The sequence below is a fragment of the Bradyrhizobium sp. 187 genome (assembly GCF_023101005.1).
GTDB lineage: Bacteria > Pseudomonadota > Alphaproteobacteria > Rhizobiales > Xanthobacteraceae > Bradyrhizobium > Bradyrhizobium canariense_D.
On record NZ_CP064694.1, the window covers coordinates 71,860 to 92,850 of the forward strand.

Sequence of the window (20,991 nt, forward strand, 5' to 3'; positions counted from 1 at the left end):
CGATGCGCAAACTGAAGACTATTGAAGCGTCACATAAATGGGGGCGTTTGTGAACGAAGCTCGCGCGATCGGGCTAGACTTCACTGAACGTACTTTCAGGCACATGGCGCAGACGCGAGCGAGGTCGGCAAGGGGACCGGATCATGTTTTGACGTCTCTAGCAGTCTGCTGAAGAACCCCCTCGCCACGGAGGCGCTTGATGATTCACTTTATCATCTCGAATCGGCGGGCGCGGCAGGTTTACGGATCAGGGCGGCCTGTTTTCGTACATCGCACCGGATAAGCGTGTGCCAGCGAACCATCCGCTGCGGAAGGTCCGGGAACTTGTCTGGGATGTTTTGAGTGATTTGAACTGCAGCCTTGGAAGGCTCTACGCCAGCGAGGGGCGTCCTTCGATCCCGCCGGAGCAATTGCTGAGCGCCTTGCTGCTGCAGGTATTCTACGGCATTCGGTCGGAACGCCAGTTGATGGAGCAACTGGACTACAATCTCTTGTACCGCTGGTTGGTGGGACTGTCGCCGGACGATCCGGTGTGGGACCCGACCACCTTCACCAAGAACCGGGAGCGGCTGCAGAACGGCGATGTGTTCACGAAGTTCATGACCAGGCTTCTGAACCATCCGCAGGTCAAACCACTATTGTCGGACGAGCAGTTTTCGGTGGACGGAACGCTGATCGAAGCCTGGGCTTCGCAGAAGAGTTTTCGTCCCAAGGACGGCAGCGGCGGCGATGATGATGGCGCCAACTTCCACCGCCAGAAGCGCAAGAACGACACCCATGCGAGTACCAGTGACGTGGACTGGCCATGACGGCACGCCATTCGGCGCATGGATGACCCGCCTGGGATGACGCTGATCTTCGCAAGCGTGCTTGGTTGTGGATGCCGCCACTCGACCAATATGGAAGCGGGTTTTGGGCTTGGATTGCGACAGCCTAGACGACCGATTCCATGAAACCTGCGTTCGTGGGGCAGGCTGAATTGGTGGAACGGACGGGTTGTTGGCGGATTCCTCGTTTGCGGTCGGCGAAACGAGGAGCGGTATCATGGCGGGATGGCGGCGAGCGGTCGAATTGGCCATGAGTGATGAAGAGGTTGCGACCTTGACGACGCTTTCGCGGTCGAGACTCGAACTGGCGAGCCGGGTGTCGCGGGCGCAGATGCTGCTGGCGTATCGTGAAAATCCTTCGTTCTGCGCGGTGGGTCGGAGACTTGGGGTCCATCATCAGACGGTGCAGCGCTGTGTCGAGCGGGCGCTGGCCGATGGCCCGCTGGCAGCCCTCGACGATCGCCCGCGACCGGGCAAGGAACCAACCATCACGCCTGAGGCCAAAGCCTGGTTGGTGTCTCTGGCGTGCGACAAGGCCAAGGACCACGGCTATCCTCATGAGTTGTGGACGACGCGGCTCTTGGCGCGGCATGCGCGCGAACACGGGCCGGCAGGAGGGCATGGATGTTTGGCCAATTTGGTCCAGGGCACGGTGTGCAAGATCCTCGGCCAAGAGACAATCAAGCCGCACAAGGTGCGTTACTATCTTGAAAATCGCGACGCCGAGTTCGAATGGAAGATGGCGGAGGTCCTGTGCGTCTATCGTGAAGTCCAAGTCCTGAAGAAACAAGTCCTGAAGAAAGCCTCTGCCAAGGGAAGGAGGCAGGGAAAGCCGGTGACGGTCGTCTCCTGCGACGAGAAGCCGGGAATCCAGGCCATCGCAACCACGGCGCCGGATTTGCCGCCCAAGCCTGGCGTCCACGCCACCTTTGCGCGCGACCACGAATACAAACGTCATGGCACACTCAGCCTGTTGGCCGGGATCGATCTGCTCACCGGCAAGGTCCACGCCGTTGTCAAAGATCGCCACCGCAGTCGAGAGTTCATCGAACTCCTCAGGAGTATCGATGCCGCCTATCCGCCGAACACTGCGATCAAATTGATCCTCGACAATCATTCCGCGCACATATCGAGAGAAACCAGAGCCTGGCTCGCCACGCGACCGGCTGGACGCTTCGAGCTCACCTTCACCCCCAAGCACGGCTCGTGGCTCAATCTTATCGAAGGCTTCTTCTCCAAGTTCGCCCGTTCAGTCCTGCGCCACATCCGCGTCACCTCAAAACACGAACTCAAGGAGCGCATCATGGCTGGTATCGACGACGTCAATCGCCATTCGGTCATCCACACCTGGTCCTACAAGCTCACCGAGGCCGCCTGATATGATTCGAAATCTAGTCGCCTGGGTTAACGGTATTGCTTGATGCAGCAAGACGAGCTCCTCCTGCGTGAATGGTCGAAGGCCAACGGCATCAACCCGCCGCTGAAGTCACGTGACGACCTGCCGCACGGCACCAACCCGCCCTTGCAAAAACAAGCCCCGGCCAGGGCCGGGGCTTTCGATCCGCCGTTCGTACTGCTGATCAATATTTCAGAAGAAAGGGGCCGCCGAACTTATAGTTGATCCGTGCAGTCACAAGATCGAAATCCTGGCGGATGCGATCGATTCCGCCTGCGGGCGCGGGGAAGTGCACCGTTGCGGGCTGCATGAATAGGTGGTCGTACTCGAGGCTGACCGACCAGCTCGGTGCGAAGCCGTATTCGATGCCGGCTCCCAAAGCGCCCCCCCGAAGAACGTGCTGACTGCTCCCAAGCTGCGCGCCGGTGAGGGTCGAGCTAATCTGATACGTGTTGCTCGTCACTGCGGCGCCGCCTTTGGCGTAAAGCAGTACGTTGTCGAAGGCATAACCTATCTGCCCCGTTACCAGGCCGAACGCATCAATCTTGGTCTGGTTGTTATCCGCAAACGCGACGCTGTCATTCGACCCACTCAAATCAGACCAGTTCCCCTGGCCTTCAACACCAAGCACGATCTGGCCGATCTGCCCTCGATAGCCGATCTGGCCACCCACGGTACCGCCGGTCGCATCGTGGCAGCCCTCAGGGGTGCCGCCATTGAAGTCCCAGCAATTCGCGCTTGAGCCCAAGCCGCCGTTCAAGCCGACGTAGTAGCCGCTCCAGTCGTAGATCGTAGCCGCAACAGGCTGCGGAGCTTTGGCATAGAGAGGCTGGAAGGGCTGCGCAGCCAGATCCGCGCCGAATGCGGGCGCCACCGCGCCGAGTGCCACAATGCTTGCAGTCGCAAGCAACAAGTTCTTCATTTCTACTCTCATGTCTTCAGTGCCCCGAGCTCGCGCGTCTTAACAACATCCGCACGAATAGCTGTAGCTGTACCGCAACATTTGGGCCGAAAGGAATGCTTGAACCGAACCCTGCGTCAGGTTGCGGCGTTGCGGATCACGCCTAGCAATGCTCTTTCGCGTTCGAATTAGATTGCGTAGGCGTCGGCGAAAAGCGTGCTGCTGATCTCACCGGATGAAGCGCACCGCAAGCCACATGACGCTCAGCCACACCGCAACCGAAAAGAGCAAAGCGTCTTGCAACGTCCTTGCTCTTATCCTGTGACGCCATCGAAGGAGCTGCGATGAGCAACCGGTGAAGCGCCGACCCCGTACAACAGCTATCACTTCATCGTAATCTGCGAACCGGAAGTGAGAGCGATGCTTCCGAATATACACCAGCCGCTCAGCGGGTGAGAGGCACTGCGCCCACACCTCCCATGCCTCATCATCAAAACACGCGCTATTCTCAAGGACCTCGGCGAGGCGCTCGTCAGGTTTCATGATGCATCCGCTGTACTGACTATCGGCGATCGAGTTCTAGGAGGGGAGCATAACCTTCGAAACCTCTCAGTTTAGGTAGGCGAGTTCAGGGCTCTGAATTCGGCCAGGAAACATTTGTCACCGTCAATGCGGCGCTGATCCTGCGCGAGATGAAATTCGAAGTGGTGCGGTGGCTCTGGATCACCCTTCTGGCCCAGTGCAGATCGCCACGGACATCGAAGCGGCGTAGATGCCGCAGGAGAGTGAAAGGTGCTCGTCGATGCTGTCGCAATCGTGCTCGCCGTCGCATTCAGTTCAAGCGCTGGCTCGCGTGCCAGACATATCTTCTCCGCAGTGTGCACCAGCGCTGATTAGATTTCGGTCCGGCAATGGCTTCCGCGCATGCTAAGATCACACAAAGATACGTTGAGAGGTACAGGGCCGGTTGCGAATACATGGCCGCCGATCCGATCATCCGTGAACGGCCGGCTCGCAGTCTTCACCGTCAGTGTCTCGGGTCAAATCGGCCAGCAGTCACACGTTGCACCGCGCTGTTGGGACTGGCTGCACGCGAGCACGCGTGTGCCCTCCACGCCGCCTCCTGATTCTGTGCTCGACGAACTGACGGCGCTCGGCGTTCGCCCTCTTGTGGCAGATCGGCAATTGCCTTGCTTGAGCAAGGCCGAATGCCGCATTAGGAACCACGGTGTGCGGGAACTCGGAGCGGCGGCGGAGCAGAACTGCCGGAAACCTTGGCTTGCGAGAGACCTCAGGCACGCCGCCAGCGCGCGCGGGTCCCTCGTTGAAGCAGGGCACGATGACATCCACGCAGGGCAAAGCACCGTCGTCGGCCGGGTCGTACGGCGGCAGTGAGGCGCCGATCCCTGGAGCGGGCATGCATCAAGGCATCTTGGGATGAGCGCTGTAGATACCGACCTCGTTAAAAGGATCCTGAGGGCGCCGCGGTTCGTTGGTCATGAACATTTTCATTGCAAAGTCGAGCGACCTGTATGCTCGATCGCGGACCGCCTGCGGCAAATCAGGAGTTGCGTCGATCGCAGCGCGCGCGTCGCTCATAATCTTATCTTTTGCGGAAAGAAGCTTTGCATCTAACATTACATGAAGCGTCTCTCGAATTTCAGGTGCGATCGCGCTATCGCCATCGATCAATTCACGAAATTTCCAAAACATACGCTCGACTGCTACCGTCGACCCGAGGACTGACATCAGTCTTGGTGACATCATTGGCTATCTCCTTCTCCGGCCAAAATCTGGGACTATCCCAGCGAAATTAGACCTGTCCGCGTTTGGCACCGGCGCGCGAGGCGACCCTGAACAGCCGAATGACTGGGATGCATGTCCGTTGCTACGCCCTAGCGGGCGTGAGACGGACGTTCAAGATGTGCTCGGCGGAACTCGCAAGTGTGCGATTTGCGAGCACGGCATTTATTTTTCTGTGAGCCGTAACCCGGTCGCGCGCGGTGGCTCACGTGCAAAACTGACATGGAGGGTGTGCGCCGCTTTCCCTTTGCCACAATACATGCAGCGGCATCGGAGTTGGACGTCTGCCACGCGTCCGTTCTCTTCCGCTTTCTCACCCGGTTCGCTCTGTTGACGAGGCCGAATCGGCTGAGTGATCCCGGTTACGAAGGTGGGTCATCCGATATCCAGGTGCTCGGGGCGCCCACGCATTTTGTGATTGCCTGGGTGCATCGACATCGAGCCTCCCGATCCGGCGATGGTGTGTTGGTCGTCCGGTCGAGCTCAGAAAGAGCAGCATCTGAAACGCGCAGATCATTTCCATGTGCTGGATTCCGTATCTCGGATTGGTTCATTTCGGCTATCATAACTGTCCTCGCCACTGCACGGCTATGCTGTGCAACCGTGCATTTCACCCACCAGCGGCCACCGCGCTTCTCCGCGCGCAGCTTGCCGCGACGGATCCGAGAGAGCACGCCTTCGGGGCTTATGTGGTTCATCGCTGCGAATCGCTGAACAGTGAGGTAGTCCTCATGCAGAGGTGGAGGGGTGCTAATTCCGTGCGCAGCCAGCAGAATGCGCAGCGAAGCCAGCTCCGCCAGCACGATCTCGAGCTTACGCGCGATCTCCTCCATCTGGTCGGAGCGCTGCCGGGACCGCGTCACGACAGGCGCGCCCGTGCGATAAGCCACATCTTCGATTCGTGTGGAGTGCGATGGACGAACTGGCGCGCCAAAGCGGGATGAGCGTGAGCCAACTCACCTGGCCAAGCGAACCACTGCGCGGCCAATGTCAACGCACGCAAAATGGGAGACAGGGCATTTATTGCCGTTGAGACTACGGTTTGGTGATGTAGTCGAAAGGGTCTCATGCGCGGAAGAGCCACTTGAGCCACAAGAGCGGCCTGACAAATGCATCCGGCTGCGGGTGCTCATGGGCCTCGGTGTTGCCATTTATTGCCTGGTCAAAGGGGAATTTATTGGGTCGCAGGCTCACCGTCAGTGCTCTGCCGCTATGAGCTCGGAGTGAATCGCAGTTGCTGTGTTGAGGCAGGCATCCAGTGACAGAGATCCAAAGGCGAGCTGACAAAGGAGATAGTTGGCGCCTGCCTCTTCCACGTGATCGAGAAGAGCTTGGCGCACCGAAGCGCGCGTTCCGACAACGCACAGTTCACTCTCAATTGCGGCATCCAAGGTTAGGGGCAGGTTGGATGGAGGCGGGATGTCATTGAGGTCGTACAGGAACTTAAAGCTCTTGAGCCAGGTTTCGTAGGCTGGCGCGGCGAGGGACCGGGCGGCTGCTTCAGAGCTGGCAATTACAACCATGCGCAGCAATGCGAGAAATGGTGCTGAACCGTTGGCGTCACGCTTGCCGTTTCGATGAGCGCGATATTGATCTGTTACCTTGCGAACGGCAGAAGAGGGCCCCATGCACGCCAGATTAGCGCCATTCACCGCCGCCCAATGCGCGGACTCTGGCCGATTTGTAGCAATCCATGTCGGGGGACAAGGGTGCTGATGAGGCGAAAGCGTCAAAGGAACGTCGCTCAGCGCAAAATGTTGCCCCTGGTATGAGAGTGGGCCGCCATTCATCGCGTTAGCGAAGATTTGGGAAGCTTCCTCGTAACGGCTTGAGGCAACATCGGCTCCAACCCCAAAATAACTCAGTTCGATCGGTAGGGAGCCGCGACCAAGACCGACCTCGACCCTGCCGCTGCTCAGGTGATCCAACATGCAGATCTCCTCGAATGCCCGCAACGGGTGGTAGAGGTTGAGGAGCATGACCAATGGACAAACGCGAAGTCGCCGTGTGCGTTGTATGACGCTTGACAGAAACAAGTTCGGCGATGGGCCGCGTCCATGCGGGGTGCAATGATGCTCCGCCAAATGATAGGCATAGAAACCGAGCCGGTCGTAGGCCTCCGCCAGCGCGAGGCGGTCCCCGTATTGCCGGGCGATATCGGGGCCGTCCTCGTCAAGATGATCAAAGATGCCGCAGGTCAGGTTTGAGGGAAGAACGTTTCTCACTCAGTTATCTCCTATACAGAGGACCGGAGTCCGCCCGGCTTTGGGGTGCAAGAGGCGCTCGCTGGCACTTCGGTGCATATGCTGCGAAGCCGTTCTCAACAGCTCGTAATGCGCCGACCGAACAAAAGTTGAATCTGGCTGCGTCCCGAAGCTGCATCATCTGTGGGTCCGGATCGATTGTGAACGGGGATCTGTGACCTGAGTGGAAGGGGGTCACTACCCAAGGCGTCCCACTTTCTTAAGAATGCTGCCGACAGCCGCAAGGAACGAATCCATTTGACGCTTTGTACCGATGCTAACGCGAATGCACTCTTGCAGGCCGGCATCCGGAAAGAAGGCAACGAGGACGCTCTGGTCTTGCAACGCCGCCTGCCACCATCTGCCACCCTGGCCTACCGGCACACGGGCGAGGAGGAAGTTCGCGTGGGAAGGCGTTACGGAGAACCCAAATTCTGAGAGGGCGGCCGCTACGCGCTGACGCTCAAACCTGACGTGGCGATGGTTCTCCTCGTAGGCGTCGCGATGCGCAAGGACGCTCATGCCTACGGCATGAGCGACCACATTCATGTTGAAAACATTCTGGATGTTGCGGAGCCGCCCAATCAGCTCGGGATGGCCGAAACCGAAGCCGACGCGAATGCCTGCGGCGGAATGACTCTTGGAAAGCGTGCGCAGGACCAGAACATTCGAATGGCGCTCAATGAGGCGCAGGCCGTCCTCAGGTGCGAAATCGACATAAGCTTCGTCCAATACGATCAATCGGTCAGACCGTATAACAAGGCGCTCGATCTCAGCGACCGGAACAAAGGTTCCGGTCGGATTGTTCGGATTCGCCAGCAGAATGAACTTGGCATGTTTAGCCGGTCCGAAAAGCAGCTCGTCCATCGGCAAGCAGTTGGGTTCAGACCAGGGAATTTCGATGAACCGGGCCCCTTGCAACATGGCAAGCTTGCGATTGAATGAGAAGCCGGGCGACATCATTGCGATGCCGTCGCCCGGGGCAAGAAAGGCTCTGTAAATGAGACTGAGGAGTTCAGACGATCCATTGCCAGCCATCACGCGATCAGTGGCAATCCCGTAGGCCGCTGCGGCCGCTTGCCTCAAGCTGATATTGTCGTCTTCTGGATAGCGGTATTGCACCTCAAGAGCTGCAATTGCGCTTCGCATCACGATTGCTGGCAAAGGAAATGGGTTCTCATTCGTATTCAGTTTCACGCAACTATTGTCGGGGGTGGGCCGCCCGGACGGCAGAGCATCCAATTCGCGAGCCACCGGCGAGAGCGAGGAAAGCATATTTTGCAGTTTTGCATCCAATTTGATGTTCTCCCTTTTGTCGACGAGAGCAGTTGACGGCCTTCATCGAGCCTACGTGATGCGCGCGCTGTGTTCGGAGCCGGGAAGCGCGAGGCGTGCATGAATGTGAGGGTCGGGTGCCATAGGCGGGCTCAGATCTAAGCGCCGCACCGGATCAGAGTCCGGCTCAAAGTCCGGCACCGATCAGTGCGGATCAGGAGGGCGCACGGCGTTATCCCAGCGAATACCTGTTTCACGAGGGGAGGGAACGCCACGTCCACTCGGCCGAACAGCGCTGCTAACGTGGCTTGAACTCGCGTAATCCGCAGACAGACTGCGCACCCCTGACATGTTGCCACAAGCTACGTTCCTTCTAAAGAGGTCCTGGCAGCTCACTCCCGAGAGCGAGGTGCGCATCAGTGTCACTAGGTGGAAGAAGCCACCGATGTTCGTCGGCCTTACGATTGTGGAAGTGATGCTCACTCCAGCGGTACCAGACGAATGGGAACGTACTCTTCGGGCGGCCGCTCGGGCGCGCACGACAGCCGTGATAGCATTGGCGCGAGGGCGAGAAATGCGGCGACTGCGGCGACTGCGACGCACGTGACCAGCGCGTAATCGCCAGGCCGACGATGGTTCATCATTCAACGCTCCGTGCGGTGTTGGTGCGGGCGCTCAGGTCTGCGCGACCCTTCGACCGTATTGTCGCGCCAGCGGTTAACGACGAAACCAGGAGCGGCATTGTCTCCCTTGAAGTCGAATCGAACCGTTGCAATGGCGCTTTCGACTGAGCCCGAGGTTCGGCCGCAGCGACCCGCCTGGCATCGAAGGTGCCCGCCCGTCTGACCGAGCCTGGCCATGCTTGACCTGCGGCATAAGGGTAGCGTGCAACCTGCGGCAGATTCGCTTGAACCCTTGAGCTTGGCGACAGCGGCTGCCCCTGCAGCATTCTTCGTCGAGTCCGGCATGAACGTAGAGAGCGTGCCGTTTGCGGAGTCGCCGGCAATGGCCAAAGACGATCATTCACCGACTTGTTCTCGCCCAGCGCTTTCACCGGGAAACTTCCGAAAGTGATGCAGATCATTGGAGTCTCCATCGGCCTAGCCGGCGCTCTGTCGGTCGCCCCGCCGCTGTGTCGATGCTTTTAGAGGTACAATTTGACGCTACGTACGAATCAAGTACTTCGTAGCGTGCTCCTCGAGGGTGGCAGGGCGAAAGTCCAAGAGTGCCGACAACGCACATTCGCAGGCGAATTGCTACGGGCCAACGACCCTCAGTCAGACAAGGATCAGCATCAGCTCATTTAGTTAGAGACATTCGAGCAACCGCGTCCGAGCAGCCGGGTGCGTCAACTCTTTCCGAGCTGGTTCTCCAGCGCGGCGAGGGCGAGATCCAGGTATCGCATGAGGCTCGCATCCCAGCCAGCGAGATTGTGTGGTTCGGTCAATCGCGTCAGCACCTTCAGTATCATCGAGACGGTCGAGTCAACTCCTGCGATCTCAGTCAGCAGCGAACGGGCCTGACGCGCGACCGCATTTGGTCGCTCACTGCATGGCGGCTCCCCCCGATCCATGCAGCTTCGTAGCTCGTCCCGAATCTTCCGCCACCGATCTTCGCGGCTAGCGTTAGAAGCGCACGTGCAGATGGCCGAGGGGGTACGCTCCTCAATTCGCGACATTGCATCTAACGTGGCCGGCAGCTCGTCTACACTAACGTCTGTCTCACCTTGCGTGGTCATACTGCGCAATCGATCCCGTAATATTGTAGCCCGCGCGACTTGAAGTTCAATTCGCTCCAGATGGTTGCGCAATAGGTCCGTGAGAGACGTCCGTCCCTCGATGGCTTTGCGGATCTCAGGAAGCGAGAAGCCGAGCTCACGTAGCGTCCGTATCCGAGAGACGCGTTGTAGGCTTTCACGATCGTACATGCGGTGACCGCCACCGGTACGTTCCGCGACCGTCAACAACCCGGTATGTTCGTAATGATGCAGAGTGCGCACCGTTACGCCGGTCGCCTCTGCAAGTTCTCCAATGCGCCATCGGCGCCGTCGTGGTGTGGCGTTTGTCATGGTCCTCAATTTGCAAGCCTACAACCTGACGTCACGTGAGAATCAAGTGATTTCAATGATCTAGATGATGGTCTCTTGCTGCGAACCCCAGAAGCACTGAGCGCATGCTGTTGATCAACCAGCCGAGACAAGTGCAAGCATCAAGTTCGCCAGCGACGCCAATTCATCCCTCGCTGCGCGTTGCATCACAAGTCTGGCGATCGCCGCGCGATTCTCGCTGGTTCGCATGCATGTCGGTAAAGACGCGATTGCTCGATCGAAAAGGTTTCCCAAGCTCGCGAGATCCTCGGGATCGTAGACTCCGCTCGGCTTCTCCAAGAGTAGGCTCCTTTGATTGCCACACCTTCGCTGCACGTGACGAAGCCGTTTGGCCGTGGTGGGGCAAAAAGGAGACGGAGCGGCGACGTGCGCGAAAGAATGTGACAGGTGCGTTCGTGTGGTGCCGTTGTGCAACACGGCCTTGCTTCCCGTTTGTCCAACACTGCTCTACCCGAAACTGTGCAATTTCCGCTGGACGCTGCCCCAGCAGTGGCCATCTGCTATCTGATCGCCACGCGAAGAGAAAGCAGGTACATGCAGCCCGCTTGCTCTTGCGACACAGCTTCACGAACCGCGGACCGGACACAGTACTGATCTGATCAGATGGGCCTCCTTTTGGTCGCAATCTTTGCGTGATCTATCGTCGAGCCGAGCGTTGATTGGTCAATCATCGCAGATTAGTCCTACCACCACATCGTGGCGTGGCCTCCCGCTCGGCGCCTAACAGCGTCTTCGACACGCTGCTAGTCCTGTTGAGATAGCTTTGTGGGCGCGAAGGCGTTGTTCGCGCGTGGCAACATCGGTTGGAATGCCACAAGATGATGGCTGCTCTTCAACGGCGCAAGTCTGCGACGCAAAGCGCCGGATAAGGCGCGCCGCAAAACCATTCCCGGCATGTATCTCAACGCAGGCGCCTCCTCGCGCGGCTGGCGAAACGCTACTCGCGATTGAGGACCAAGCCCCGAAGGATCGCTCCAGTATCCGTTGAACGTGGAGGCGCTCAAAACGGCTCAACGGGCCCCGGCGCCGCGCGGCCACGCCTGGGAAAACAAGGACGTGCCATAGTTCCTACAGCAATAGCTCGCATATCACACGTGAGCCGGATCAGTGTTGCGCAGCGCCGTGCAGCTGTCGCGGGTAATGGCTTGCTCGTTCGGAAGCTCACTCAGTTTCATTCTCGAACAGTATCGCTTTGGTGTGCGAGCGCTGGACATAGATGCTTTGGATAAGATAGGCAAATCATGTTACCGCACCGAAGTAGCTGTTCGGGGTCACCGGTAACAGGCCGTAACTCGGGACAAACGGCGCGGCATCCCGCGCGCCACCTGCCACGACACTTTCGAAAATAACACGATTGTCGCGAGATCCGAAAGGATGTCCCACGGTCCGATGTGGCTGGATTGACCATGTCGCCCGAAATGATCAAGAGCTGCAGTTGGAGCAGGGCTTGGCGAATGGGAGCGGCGAGCGCTTCCGTGCGCCGTACATTGGTACAGTTGCCGTCCTTTCATCATAAACACTCATCCTCCACGTACGCGCGCAGCGGAACAATTTCGCTAGCTCATGGCGAGTGGATCCAGGTTGATCCTGGCGCGATGGTCACGGCAACGCGGGATCCATAGCGCCGCCGGCGCGATCAAACTACGCTCAAGCGTGCCAATGTCGACAGGCCGAACACCAGCGAGGACCGGAGCTTCGAGCCTGGCGTAGATCTGGTTAACGAAGAGTAGGTCGCAAGCGGCCGAACAATCCTAGAAGTGACATTGGTTGGTCTCGGACGGAGAGATCATCATGGATGCCTGTTGCAAGAACATGTTGCGCATCCAAATGCTTGCAGGATCAGTATTATGAATGGCCGGCCATTGGACGGCCTCGGTGAATGTGAGAAGTCGCAGCGGAGGTTCGATGACCCGCAGGGGCATCGTGTTTGCGAAATGGCTGACCAGTCTTGAGGGCATGCTCGCTATACGGTTGGTGCCCAATAACATAGGCGGAATCATACCAAAACCTTGCACAGCCACTTCGGTGCGTATCTTGAAACCATGCTCGAGCAAGAGCCATTCGTGGAAGGAGGGCCTCAGGGAGCGCCCGAACTGGGCTTCCACGTGTCCGATCGACGTGTACATCTCGCACGTAAGTCGCGGAGCCAGCTGCTTGTTCATGGGGCAGCCCACGCAAACGAAAGTGTCCTCGAACAGCGCCGCCTTGGGATGCGCGCTCGACATGAACATCTCCGGATACATCAGAAAATCGACTTCACCGCGCCGGAGAAGTTCATCGGGTTCGTCTACGGGCGGCAGCAACTCGAAATTGATTGTCGGAGCTTCCCGCGCGACGCGGTCCACGATAGGTCGAAGAAACACGACAGTCATGAAGTCGGACAGGATAATCCTGAATCGCCGATTCGATTGAGACGGAGTGAAGCCGTCCGGAGAAATGATGGAGAGCTGAATGTGAGCGAGAGCCTCGCGAATGGGGAGTGCGAGCGCTTGAGCCCGCGGCGTTGGGTCAAGCTTCCGGCCCCGCATCGTGAATAGCTCATCGCGAAAGTAAGTGCGAAGCCGCGCGACGGCAGCACTCATGGCAGGTTGACTGAGGTTGATGCTTCTTGCCGCCGCAGTGAGATTGCCTTGCGTCACCAGGGCGTCGAACGCGACGAGGAGATTCAGATCGAGGCCCTTGAAACGCATAATGTTGAGTGATCCACGGCATGAATGTGTTCTATCGATACAATCGATTTTACCATTTGTACCGAATGAGGATAGCAAAGGATAGTTTAGCGAGATGTCAGATCTATCAGAATGGTTACAAATCGTAGCGCGTCTCAGCCCAGCGCCAGGGATCGATCAAGACATCTGGACCGTGCGGTCGCAGTTTCGCGCGTGTTGCGCAAGTCATATCTCGGCAAGCTAGCACGGTGGGGATACGCAAATGAGCGTGGGCGTATAGGACGAGCAAACCTTCGTATGGCTTCGCCAACTCATTCTATACCGGCCGTGTACCGCCGTAGAATTGAGCGAACCCTCAAACTGGCCGTATATTTCGCTCCAGTTGGACCCCTTCAGTTGCGGGTACCAAACGTGTTTTGGTCGCATCCGATTGCGCCCTTGCTGCGGAGAAATCGTGCGGAACATGCAAGCGAAGGCGCCCTTGGCGAATCTGATGCGAGTTGCGCACACGCTCGACGTCGTATCCATTGTGAATGCACATCGGTCAGTGCGTGAAGCTCTGACAGATGTGGTGTTTTCCGCGGGCTACGTACCCGAATCCTTCGAGAGCGCAGACGAGTTCTTGAAATCGGGCCGCCGTTTGATCACGTCGTGCTTGATCGCGGACATGCAGTCGAGCGTGATGAGTGGCTTTGAGCTCTTCCATCATCTGGCTGCATCCGGAGGCGTGGTTCCTACCGTTCTGCTCACAGACAGCTCCGAAGACGATATGAATCGGGTCCTGCAAGCTGGACTCCAGTTCTTGAGCAAGCCTTTCGAGCGCAGCGAGCTGTTGGCCTGCGTCAGGAGCCAGATAATGAATAGGAATTGCTCTCTATGGAAATGATCGCGCCCGGATCCACACGAGGTGTTTCGGCGCGCCCTCCAGTTCGTTGGAAGCTGTGCTGGGAAAATGAGCTTCAGCTTGCTGACCATATTGAATTGTCCGACTTCTTCCGGAAAACCTATGGTCCGACCGGGGCATTCAATGCAAAGCCCTTTGAAGGTCATCGAAGCTGGGCCGGCGCAAGGCCTGAGATTCGGGCAATCGGCTACGATGATCGTGGCGTTGCGATTCACATCGGCGTACTGCGCCGCTTCATAAAAGTTGGTGAGGTCGATCTGCTTGTGGCTGAACTCGGATTGTACGGGGTGCGCCCGGACCTCGAGGGGCTCGGCATCAGCCACTCCATCCGCGCGATTTATCCCGTATTGCGAGATCTTGGCGTGCCGTTCGGCTTTGGCACGGTCCGATCCGCCCTGCAGAACCATATTACCAGGCTGCTCGGGCGACAGGGACTGGCGACTGTTCTGCCAGGGCTCCGTGTCCGGTCCGCTCGTCCGGATGTCTATCTCACTGTGCCTCCGACGCGCGTGGAGGACGTGGTCGGCCTCGTTCTGCCGATTGCGAGGCCAATGAGCGAATGGCCGGCCGGTGAGATGATTGAACGGAACGGGCCAGAACTGTGACCGCCGCAGACAACGAGACTGAAGCGCGGAGCGACTGCGCCGACTCCGGCGGGGAGCGCTGTGTCTATCTGACGTTTGATGATGGCCCCAACCCGCATTGCACGCCGGCTATCCTGGATGTGCTGGCGCAGCATCGGGCCCCCGCCACTTTCTGCGTGATTGGTGCATATGCAGCGGGCCAGCCGGAGCTGATCCGGCGCATCATTGCAGAAGGGCACGAACTCGCAAACCACACAATGACGCACCCGGATTTATCCAAATGCATGCCGGATGAGATGGAATACGAGATCCTAACGACGAACAAGGTCATCGGAATGGCCTGCCCCCGAGCTTCTGTGCGGCACATGCGTGCGCCGTATGGGAGTTGGACTAAGGAGGCCCTCGCCGCGTCGGCGAAGGCCGAACTGGCAGCCCTGCACTGGTCAGTGGACCCGCAAGACTGGTCTCGTCCTGGCGGCGAGGCGATTGTTGCCGCGGTGCTGGCCTCGGTCCGGCCGGGGGCAATCGTGCTCCTGCACGACGGGTGCCCTCCCGACGAACTGAAACGCTGCCCTCACTCTGGTCGGCGCGACCAGACTGTGACGGCGCTCGCCCAGCTCATTCCAGCACTGCATGACCTTGGATTTGCAATCCGGTCGCTTCCTCAAACTCACTGAATCGATCAATTCCCATGAGCCTGCTTGCCACCATCAGCACCGCTGCTGTTGCCTCCTACGCGTTGCTCTCCAGCGTCCATAAGAGCGCGCAGGCGCTTTATGCACTGCAAGCCGACGCCTCACTGCCGCCGTACGACCTCATCCACACCGCAGCTCTGCCCAGCGTGGATGTGATCGTGCCCTGCTTCAACGAGGATCCGCGGACGCTGGGGGCCTGCCTGAAATCTCTCGCAAGCCAGGACTACCCAGGGCGATTGCACGTCTATGTGGTCGATGACGGCTCTGCAAATGTCGCTGCAGTGGCCCCGGTCCATGGGAGTTACGCGTATGACCCGAGGTTCACCGTCATTCTGCTGCCAAGCAACGTTGGAAAGCGCAAGGCGCAGATCGCAGCGATACGCCGGTCGTTCGGCGATCTCGTGCTCAACGTCGATTCCGACACGGAAATCGCCAGCGACGTGGTCAGCAAGCTCGTACGTAAGATGCAAGATCCTGCCGTCGGAGCGGCCATGGGGCAATTGGTGGCCAGCAACCGCAACGAAAACTGGCTAACCCGATTGATCGACATGGAGTACTGGTTGGCTTGCAACGAAGAACGTGCGGCGCAGACGCGCTTTGGCGCCGTCATGTGCTGCTGCGGGCCGTGTGCCATGTACCGTCGCTCCGCGCTGCTCTTGGTGCTCGACCAGTACGAGACGCAGTTCTTCCGGGGAAAGCCGAGCGACTTCGGTGAGGACCGCCATCTGACGATCCTCATGCTCAAGGCAGGGTTTCGAACCGAGTACGTTCCGGACGCCATCGCCGCCACGGTGGTCCCGGACAGGCTCTTGCCTTATCTGCGGCAACAGCTCCGCTGGGCGCGGAGCACCTACCGCGACACGCTGCTCGGTTTGCACCTGTTGCCTGGCCTGGACCGGTACCTTACGCTCGACGTCCTCGGACAGAACCTGGGGCCGCTGCTGCTTGCCATCTCATCGATTGCCGCGCTCGCTCAGCTCGCGCTCACCGGGACCGTGCCCTGGTGGACCGGTCTGACCATCGTCGCGATGACCATGATTCGGTGCAGCGTAGCGGCCCTTCGTGCCGGCGAGCTTCGATTTATCGGCTTCTCGCTGCACACCCCGATCAACATCTTCCTCCTGCTCCCGATGAAAGTCTATGCGCTCTGTACCTTGAGCAACAGCGACTGGCTATCGCGCAAAGTAGCGGAGTCCTCAGACGTGGATGAATCGAATGCCTCGATCGAAGACGCGACAACTGGACCAAGTCTTAACCCGGCATCGGAAACGCCCGGCTCAATTCGCGGGGCAGGTCTTTCACGCGCTCCCTCACTGCTGATCGCGTCTGATGGCATTGCGGCCGAGACTGACTGACAGCTTTGTAGGGATTTAGTGATCAGCATGGACAAGACATATCAATCGTTGCAACGGGAGCTGGCTAACGATGACCCGTGGCGACTTGACGGCAATCCGTTCGAACGTGAGCGTCACACCCAATTGCTACGGCTATCACTGTCGAACGGCGCCGTCTCAACCGGCCTTGAGATCGGGTGCGCGGCCGGTGCATTCACAGACAAGCTTGCTCCTCACTGCAAACGGCTCACGGTCATCGATGTTATGCCGCGAGCGATCGGTCGAGCGGTCCAGCGGACCAAGAGGTGGTCGCATATCAGCTGGGCGGCGACCGATATTCTGCAGTTCTCAACCGAAGAGCTGTTCGATCTGATCGTGGTCGCCGAAGTTCTCTATTATCTCGAAGACATGACACGGATGCGTACCGCAATGGACAAGATGGTGAAGATGCTTGCTCCAGGTGGGCATCTGGTCTTCGGATCTGCACGTGATGCTACCTGCAGGCGATGGGGGCATGTCGCTGGCGCCGAGACAGTCATCGCGATGTTGACTGAAGCGCTCATTGAGCTCGAGCGCGTGCAGTGCCAGGGGCAGTCGACTGACGAAGACTGCTTGTTGGTCCGCTTTCGCAATCCGGAGCGATCTTCGATCCCTCCCAACGGCCGAGCTTGAAAGGAACCACTATGCGTATCTGCGGTATCAAATTGACGCATGACGGGGCAGTCGCTCTGATCGAGGATGGCCGGGTGGTGTTTTGTGTCGAACAGGAGAAGCTGAACAACAATCCGCGTTATCAAACCATCGACAACCTGGATGCCGTTGTTAGCACCCTGGCGGAGCACGGGCTGGATCCGAGCGATGTTGATCAGTTCGTCATTGATGGCTGGGATGGAGAGTTGGAGTCGCAGTTTGAAGTTCTTAGTGGGACGACGACCGTCAAGCTCAAGGGCGCGCCGTATGTCGAACGGCAAGGCGATAGCCCCCTGGCGTCCCGCGATCGGATCGGCCTCATGCTTGATGGGAAGCTATATCCCTATCAAAGCTATCCCCATGTCACCGGGCACGTAGCATCCGCATACTGCGCCAGCTCGTTTGCCAAATCCGCACAATCTGCTTTTTGCTTGGTGTGGGACGGCTGCATGTTTCCACGCCTCTACTATGTCGGGCCCCACGGCATTCGGTTCATCGAGTGCCTGTTTCCGATGATAGGTCACGCCTATGCGACGGCAGGACATCACTTTGGACCTTACAGGCGGACAGACCGGACCAGCTGGGATCTCGGTATTGCCGGCAAGCTGATGGCCTATATCGCGCTGGGATCGCCCGACGAGGACTGTATTAAGACGTTTCATGAACTTTATGAGGCGCACTTTGCCACGGATGCTGAGGGCGCTTGTCCTGAGCTTGAAGAGATCAACAGCTCACAATCGCCACTTGACGCTCTGCACGACTTCTTCGATGCGTGCACAATGCGACTGAAGGAAAACCAAGCCGAAGACGTCCTTGCATCATTTCACGTCTTTCTAGAGCGTCTGCTGGTTCGCACCATTGCTGATGTGGTGGAGCGGCATTCGGATCTTGCGGGGGCGCGTAACCTCTGCATAGCCGGCGGCTGTGGCCTGAATATTAAGTGGAATAGTGCATTTCGTGCGACCGGCCTGTTCGATGTCGTGTGGGTGCCGCCCTTTCCGAACGACAGCGGCTCAGCCATTGGTGCTGCTTGCTCTGCACTGGCGGCACAGCAAGGCTTTAGAGCTCTGGAATGGTCGGTCTACAGTGGACCGGCCGTTCGTCCCGGCGAAGTCCCACCCGAATGGGAGGGCGCGCCCTGCACTATGGGCGAACTTGCGGCAATCCTCGCTTGCGACAAGCCCGTGGTCTTCCTTGCGGGGCGTGCCGAGCTTGGACCACGAGCCTTGGGTGGCAGAAGCATTCTCGCGGCTGCTAGCTGGGAAGGAATGAAGGATCATCTCAACGACATCAAACTTCGTGAGTATTTCAGGCCGGTAGCGCCGATATGCCTGGAGGATCGTGCGGCGGAGATTTTTAGCCCTGGAGTACCCGATCCGTACATGCTGTTCGATCACCAGACGCGACCGGAATGGCGGGACAAAATTCCCGCCGTCGTGCATCTCGATGGATCTGCTCGTTTACAGACCATTTCCAGAACCTCTCAGCATAAAGTGGCCGAGCTTCTCGTTGAGTACGAGAAGCTCACAGCCATTCCGCTGCTTTGCAATACCAGCGCCAATCTGCATGGACGCGGCTTTTTCCCGGATGCTGCCGCTGCGTGCCAGTGGGGACGCGTCGATCACGTATGGTGTGACGGCCTGCTTTGGACAAGAAAGCGCGCGAGCGAGGAAGCGGCGCGAACAACTTCCGTTGCGATGGCGTAAGCAAATGTCAGCCGCGGCAGTCGACCTTTTCCAGGTGAGCAAGTTCTACGACGACAGGGTCGTCGTGGACGCTCTTTCGTTTACGGTCTCGCCGGGAGAGTGCTTCGGTCTGCTGGGACCAAACGGCGCGGGTAAAAGCACGCTTGCGCGTTTGATTCTGGGTGTTGCATCGCCCGACGCAGGTAAGATATGCGTGCTCGGCGAGCCGGTGCCGGCAAGGGCGCGCTTGGCGCGCCGGGGGATCGGGGTTGTCCCACAGTTCGATAACCTTGATCTTCAGCTCACGGTGCGCGAAAACTTGCTCGTTTTCGGGCGCTACTTCGCCATGAGCGCGGCTGAGGTGGAAGCGGTCACGCCGTCACTGCTCGAATTCGCGCGCCTGGAGAACAAGGCGGATGCCCGCGTTGCCGAACTGTCCGGCGGCATGAAGCGGCGCCTGACGTTGGCACGGGCCCTCATTAACGATCCGCAGCTCTTGGTGCTTGATGAGCCGACGACCGGCCTCGATCCGCACGGCCGTCACCTGATTTGGGAACGCTTGCGCTCGTTGTTGGGGCGCGGCAAAACGATCCTTCTCACTACCCACTTCATGGAAGAGGCGGAGCGATTGTGCGACCGCCTGTGCGTGCTCGAGCACGGCCGTAAGATCGCCGAAGGTCAGCCTCGCGCGCTGATCGAGCAGCAGATCGGCTGCCAAGTGATCGAAATTTACGGCGGTAACCCGCACGAACTGCTGCCGCTGGTCAGACCCCAAGTGCAGCGCGCCGAGGTGAGCGGGGAGACGCTGTTCTGCTATGTCACGGATCCAGAGCAGGTGCGCCTCCGGCTTGTCAACCGCACGGATCTGCGCTTTCTGCAGCGTCCTCCAAATCTGGAGGATGTGTTCTTGCGGCTAACCGGGCGAGAGATAAAGGACTGAACGATGTGGCAACGTTTTGCGCCGGCGCTCCCTGCTAATCCATGGAACTGGATGGCGGTATGGCGCCGCAATTTTCTGGTCTGGCGGAAAGTTGCTCTGGCGTCGGTCCTTGGGAATCTGGCCGAGCCAATGAGCTCTCTGTTCGGCCTCGGTTTTGGCCTTGGAATGATCATAGGTGGTGTTGAGGGCACCTCATACGTCTCGTTTCTGGCAGCTGGCATGGTTGCCACAAGCGCGATGGTCTCCGCAACCTTCGAAACGATCTATGCCGCTTACGCTCGCATGCAGACAAATTGCACTTGGGAGGCAGTGCTCTGTACGCCCCTTACGCTCGGCGACATTGTGCTCGGTGAAGTGGCATGGGCAGCGAGCAAGGCCTTGCTCGCCGGGACCGCAATCACGATTGTGGCCGTCGCGCTGGGTTACGCAGAGTGGTCATCCATCCCCTATGCGTTGCCAGCCATCGCCCTCACTGGCGTTACTTTCGCGAGCCTCGCAATGGTCGTTTCAGCACTTGCACCGAGCCACGACTATTTCATCTTCTACCAGTCGCTCGTTCTTACGCCCATGATGTATTTGAGCGGGACGATCTTCCCAATGAGCCAGTTGCCCGGTCCATTGCAACGCATCGCGGCCTTATTGCCGCTGAGTCATTCGGTCGATCTCATTCGTCCAGCAATGCTTGGTCATCCGGTTGACAGCGTCGGATTGCATGTGGGCGCACTTTGCATCTACGCAGCATTTCCCTTCCTCGTCTCGGCCGTGCTGCTTCGGCAGCGCCTGATGCGGTGAGAGGAAATAAGATCTAAAGCGAAGCATCGCGTGTGCGAAATGAGATATCGGGCTTAGCGAACTTCCAATCGCGTGCGAACCTTAGATGCGTCTCGTCAGCAAGCGATGCCTGATCGGCCCCGCGGGGACGTGCGGCCTACTCCAAA

16 protein-coding genes and 1 pseudogene are annotated in these 20,991 nt (G+C 58.6%); 11 read left to right on the plus strand and 6 right to left on the minus strand.

Translation table 11 applies throughout. The features are described from left to right. Positions 1–221: 221 nt before the first annotated feature. From IVB19_RS37540 to IVB19_RS37550, 3 genes and pseudogenes are all read left to right on the plus strand, one after another. Positions 222–794: pseudogene (locus tag IVB19_RS37540) on the plus strand (transposase); the annotation flags it as partial. 250 nt (positions 795–1,044) lie between these two features. Continuing rightward, positions 1,045–2,205: an IS630 family transposase gene (locus tag IVB19_RS37545; RefSeq protein ID WP_247822176.1), complete on the plus strand. Its 1,161-nt coding sequence runs from the start codon at positions 1,045–1,047 to the stop codon at positions 2,203–2,205. Positions 2,206–2,247: 42 nt separating this feature from the next. Next, a complete protein-coding gene (locus IVB19_RS37550; protein ID WP_247822177.1) occupies positions 2,248–2,448 on the plus strand; it encodes a hypothetical protein in 201 nt (66 codons plus the stop codon). On the opposite strand, the gene IVB19_RS37555 is transcribed toward IVB19_RS37550, so the two are convergent. From IVB19_RS37555 to IVB19_RS37580, 6 genes are all read right to left on the minus strand, one after another. After that, on the minus strand, positions 2,408–3,145 hold the full coding sequence (locus IVB19_RS37555) for an outer membrane protein (protein ID WP_247822178.1): 738 nt from the start codon (positions 3,143–3,145) through the stop codon (positions 2,408–2,410). The two genes, IVB19_RS37550 and IVB19_RS37555, sit on opposite strands and share 41 nt — an antisense overlap. Before the next feature lie 1,401 nt (positions 3,146–4,546). Then, a complete protein-coding gene (locus tag IVB19_RS37560; RefSeq protein WP_247822179.1) occupies positions 4,547–4,891 on the minus strand; it encodes a hypothetical protein in 345 nt (114 codons plus the stop codon). Between the two features lie 1,232 nt (positions 4,892–6,123). After that, positions 6,124–7,152, minus strand: coding sequence for an LLM class flavin-dependent oxidoreductase (locus tag IVB19_RS37565; RefSeq protein ID WP_247822180.1), 1,029 nt, complete (start codon positions 7,150–7,152; stop codon positions 6,124–6,126). Positions 7,153–7,368: 216 nt separating this feature from the next. Next, positions 7,369–8,445: a histidinol-phosphate transaminase gene (hisC, locus tag IVB19_RS37570; protein WP_247822315.1), complete on the minus strand. Its 1,077-nt coding sequence runs from the start codon at positions 8,443–8,445 to the stop codon at positions 7,369–7,371. 1,348 nt (positions 8,446–9,793) lie between these two features. After that, on the minus strand, positions 9,794–10,513 hold the full coding sequence (locus tag IVB19_RS37575) for a MerR family transcriptional regulator (RefSeq protein WP_247822181.1): 720 nt from the start codon (positions 10,511–10,513) through the stop codon (positions 9,794–9,796). 1,790 nt (positions 10,514–12,303) lie between these two features. After that, complete coding sequence (locus IVB19_RS37580) at positions 12,304–13,242, minus strand: LysR family transcriptional regulator (RefSeq protein WP_247822182.1); 939 nt, start codon at positions 13,240–13,242, stop codon at positions 12,304–12,306. 442 nt (positions 13,243–13,684) lie between these two features. Between IVB19_RS37580 and IVB19_RS37585 the strand changes: the two genes are divergently transcribed. Genes IVB19_RS37585 through nodJ form a run of 8 tightly spaced genes read left to right on the plus strand, consistent with a single transcriptional unit; the run spans position 13,685 to position 20,845 of the window. Further along, positions 13,685–14,107, plus strand: a complete 423-nt coding sequence (locus IVB19_RS37585; protein WP_247822316.1) for a response regulator — start codon at positions 13,685–13,687, stop codon at positions 14,105–14,107. After that, positions 14,098–14,730 (plus strand): NodA family N-acyltransferase, encoded by a 633-nt coding sequence (locus IVB19_RS37590; protein WP_247822183.1) that lies wholly within the window; start codon positions 14,098–14,100, stop codon positions 14,728–14,730. The genes IVB19_RS37585 and IVB19_RS37590 overlap by 10 nt, the downstream gene beginning before the upstream one ends. Beyond that, complete coding sequence (nodB, locus tag IVB19_RS37595) at positions 14,727–15,386, plus strand: chitooligosaccharide deacetylase NodB (protein WP_247822184.1); 660 nt, start codon at positions 14,727–14,729, stop codon at positions 15,384–15,386. The genes IVB19_RS37590 and nodB overlap by 4 nt, the downstream gene beginning before the upstream one ends. Before the next feature lie 14 nt (positions 15,387–15,400). Then, positions 15,401–16,759 carry a chitooligosaccharide synthase NodC gene (gene nodC / locus IVB19_RS37600; RefSeq protein WP_247822185.1) on the plus strand — a complete coding sequence of 453 codons (1,359 nt, stop codon included), beginning with the start codon at positions 15,401–15,403 and terminating at the stop codon, positions 16,757–16,759. 27 nt (positions 16,760–16,786) lie between these two features. Further along, on the plus strand, positions 16,787–17,410 hold the full coding sequence (nodS, locus tag IVB19_RS37605; protein ID WP_247822186.1) for a nodulation methyltransferase NodS: 624 nt from the start codon (positions 16,787–16,789) through the stop codon (positions 17,408–17,410). A gap of 11 nt (positions 17,411–17,421) precedes the next feature. Then, complete coding sequence (gene nodU, locus IVB19_RS37610; protein ID WP_247822187.1) at positions 17,422–19,134, plus strand: nodulation protein NodU; 1,713 nt, start codon at positions 17,422–17,424, stop codon at positions 19,132–19,134. 4 nt (positions 19,135–19,138) lie between these two features. Beyond that, entirely contained in the window at positions 19,139–20,053 is a 915-nt protein-coding gene (gene nodI / locus IVB19_RS37615) for a nodulation factor ABC transporter ATP-binding protein NodI (protein WP_247822188.1), read from the plus strand. A gap of 3 nt (positions 20,054–20,056) precedes the next feature. Beyond that, entirely contained in the window at positions 20,057–20,845 is a 789-nt protein-coding gene (nodJ, locus tag IVB19_RS37620; protein ID WP_247822189.1) for a nodulation factor ABC transporter permease subunit NodJ, read from the plus strand. Positions 20,846–20,991 lie beyond the last annotated feature (146 nt).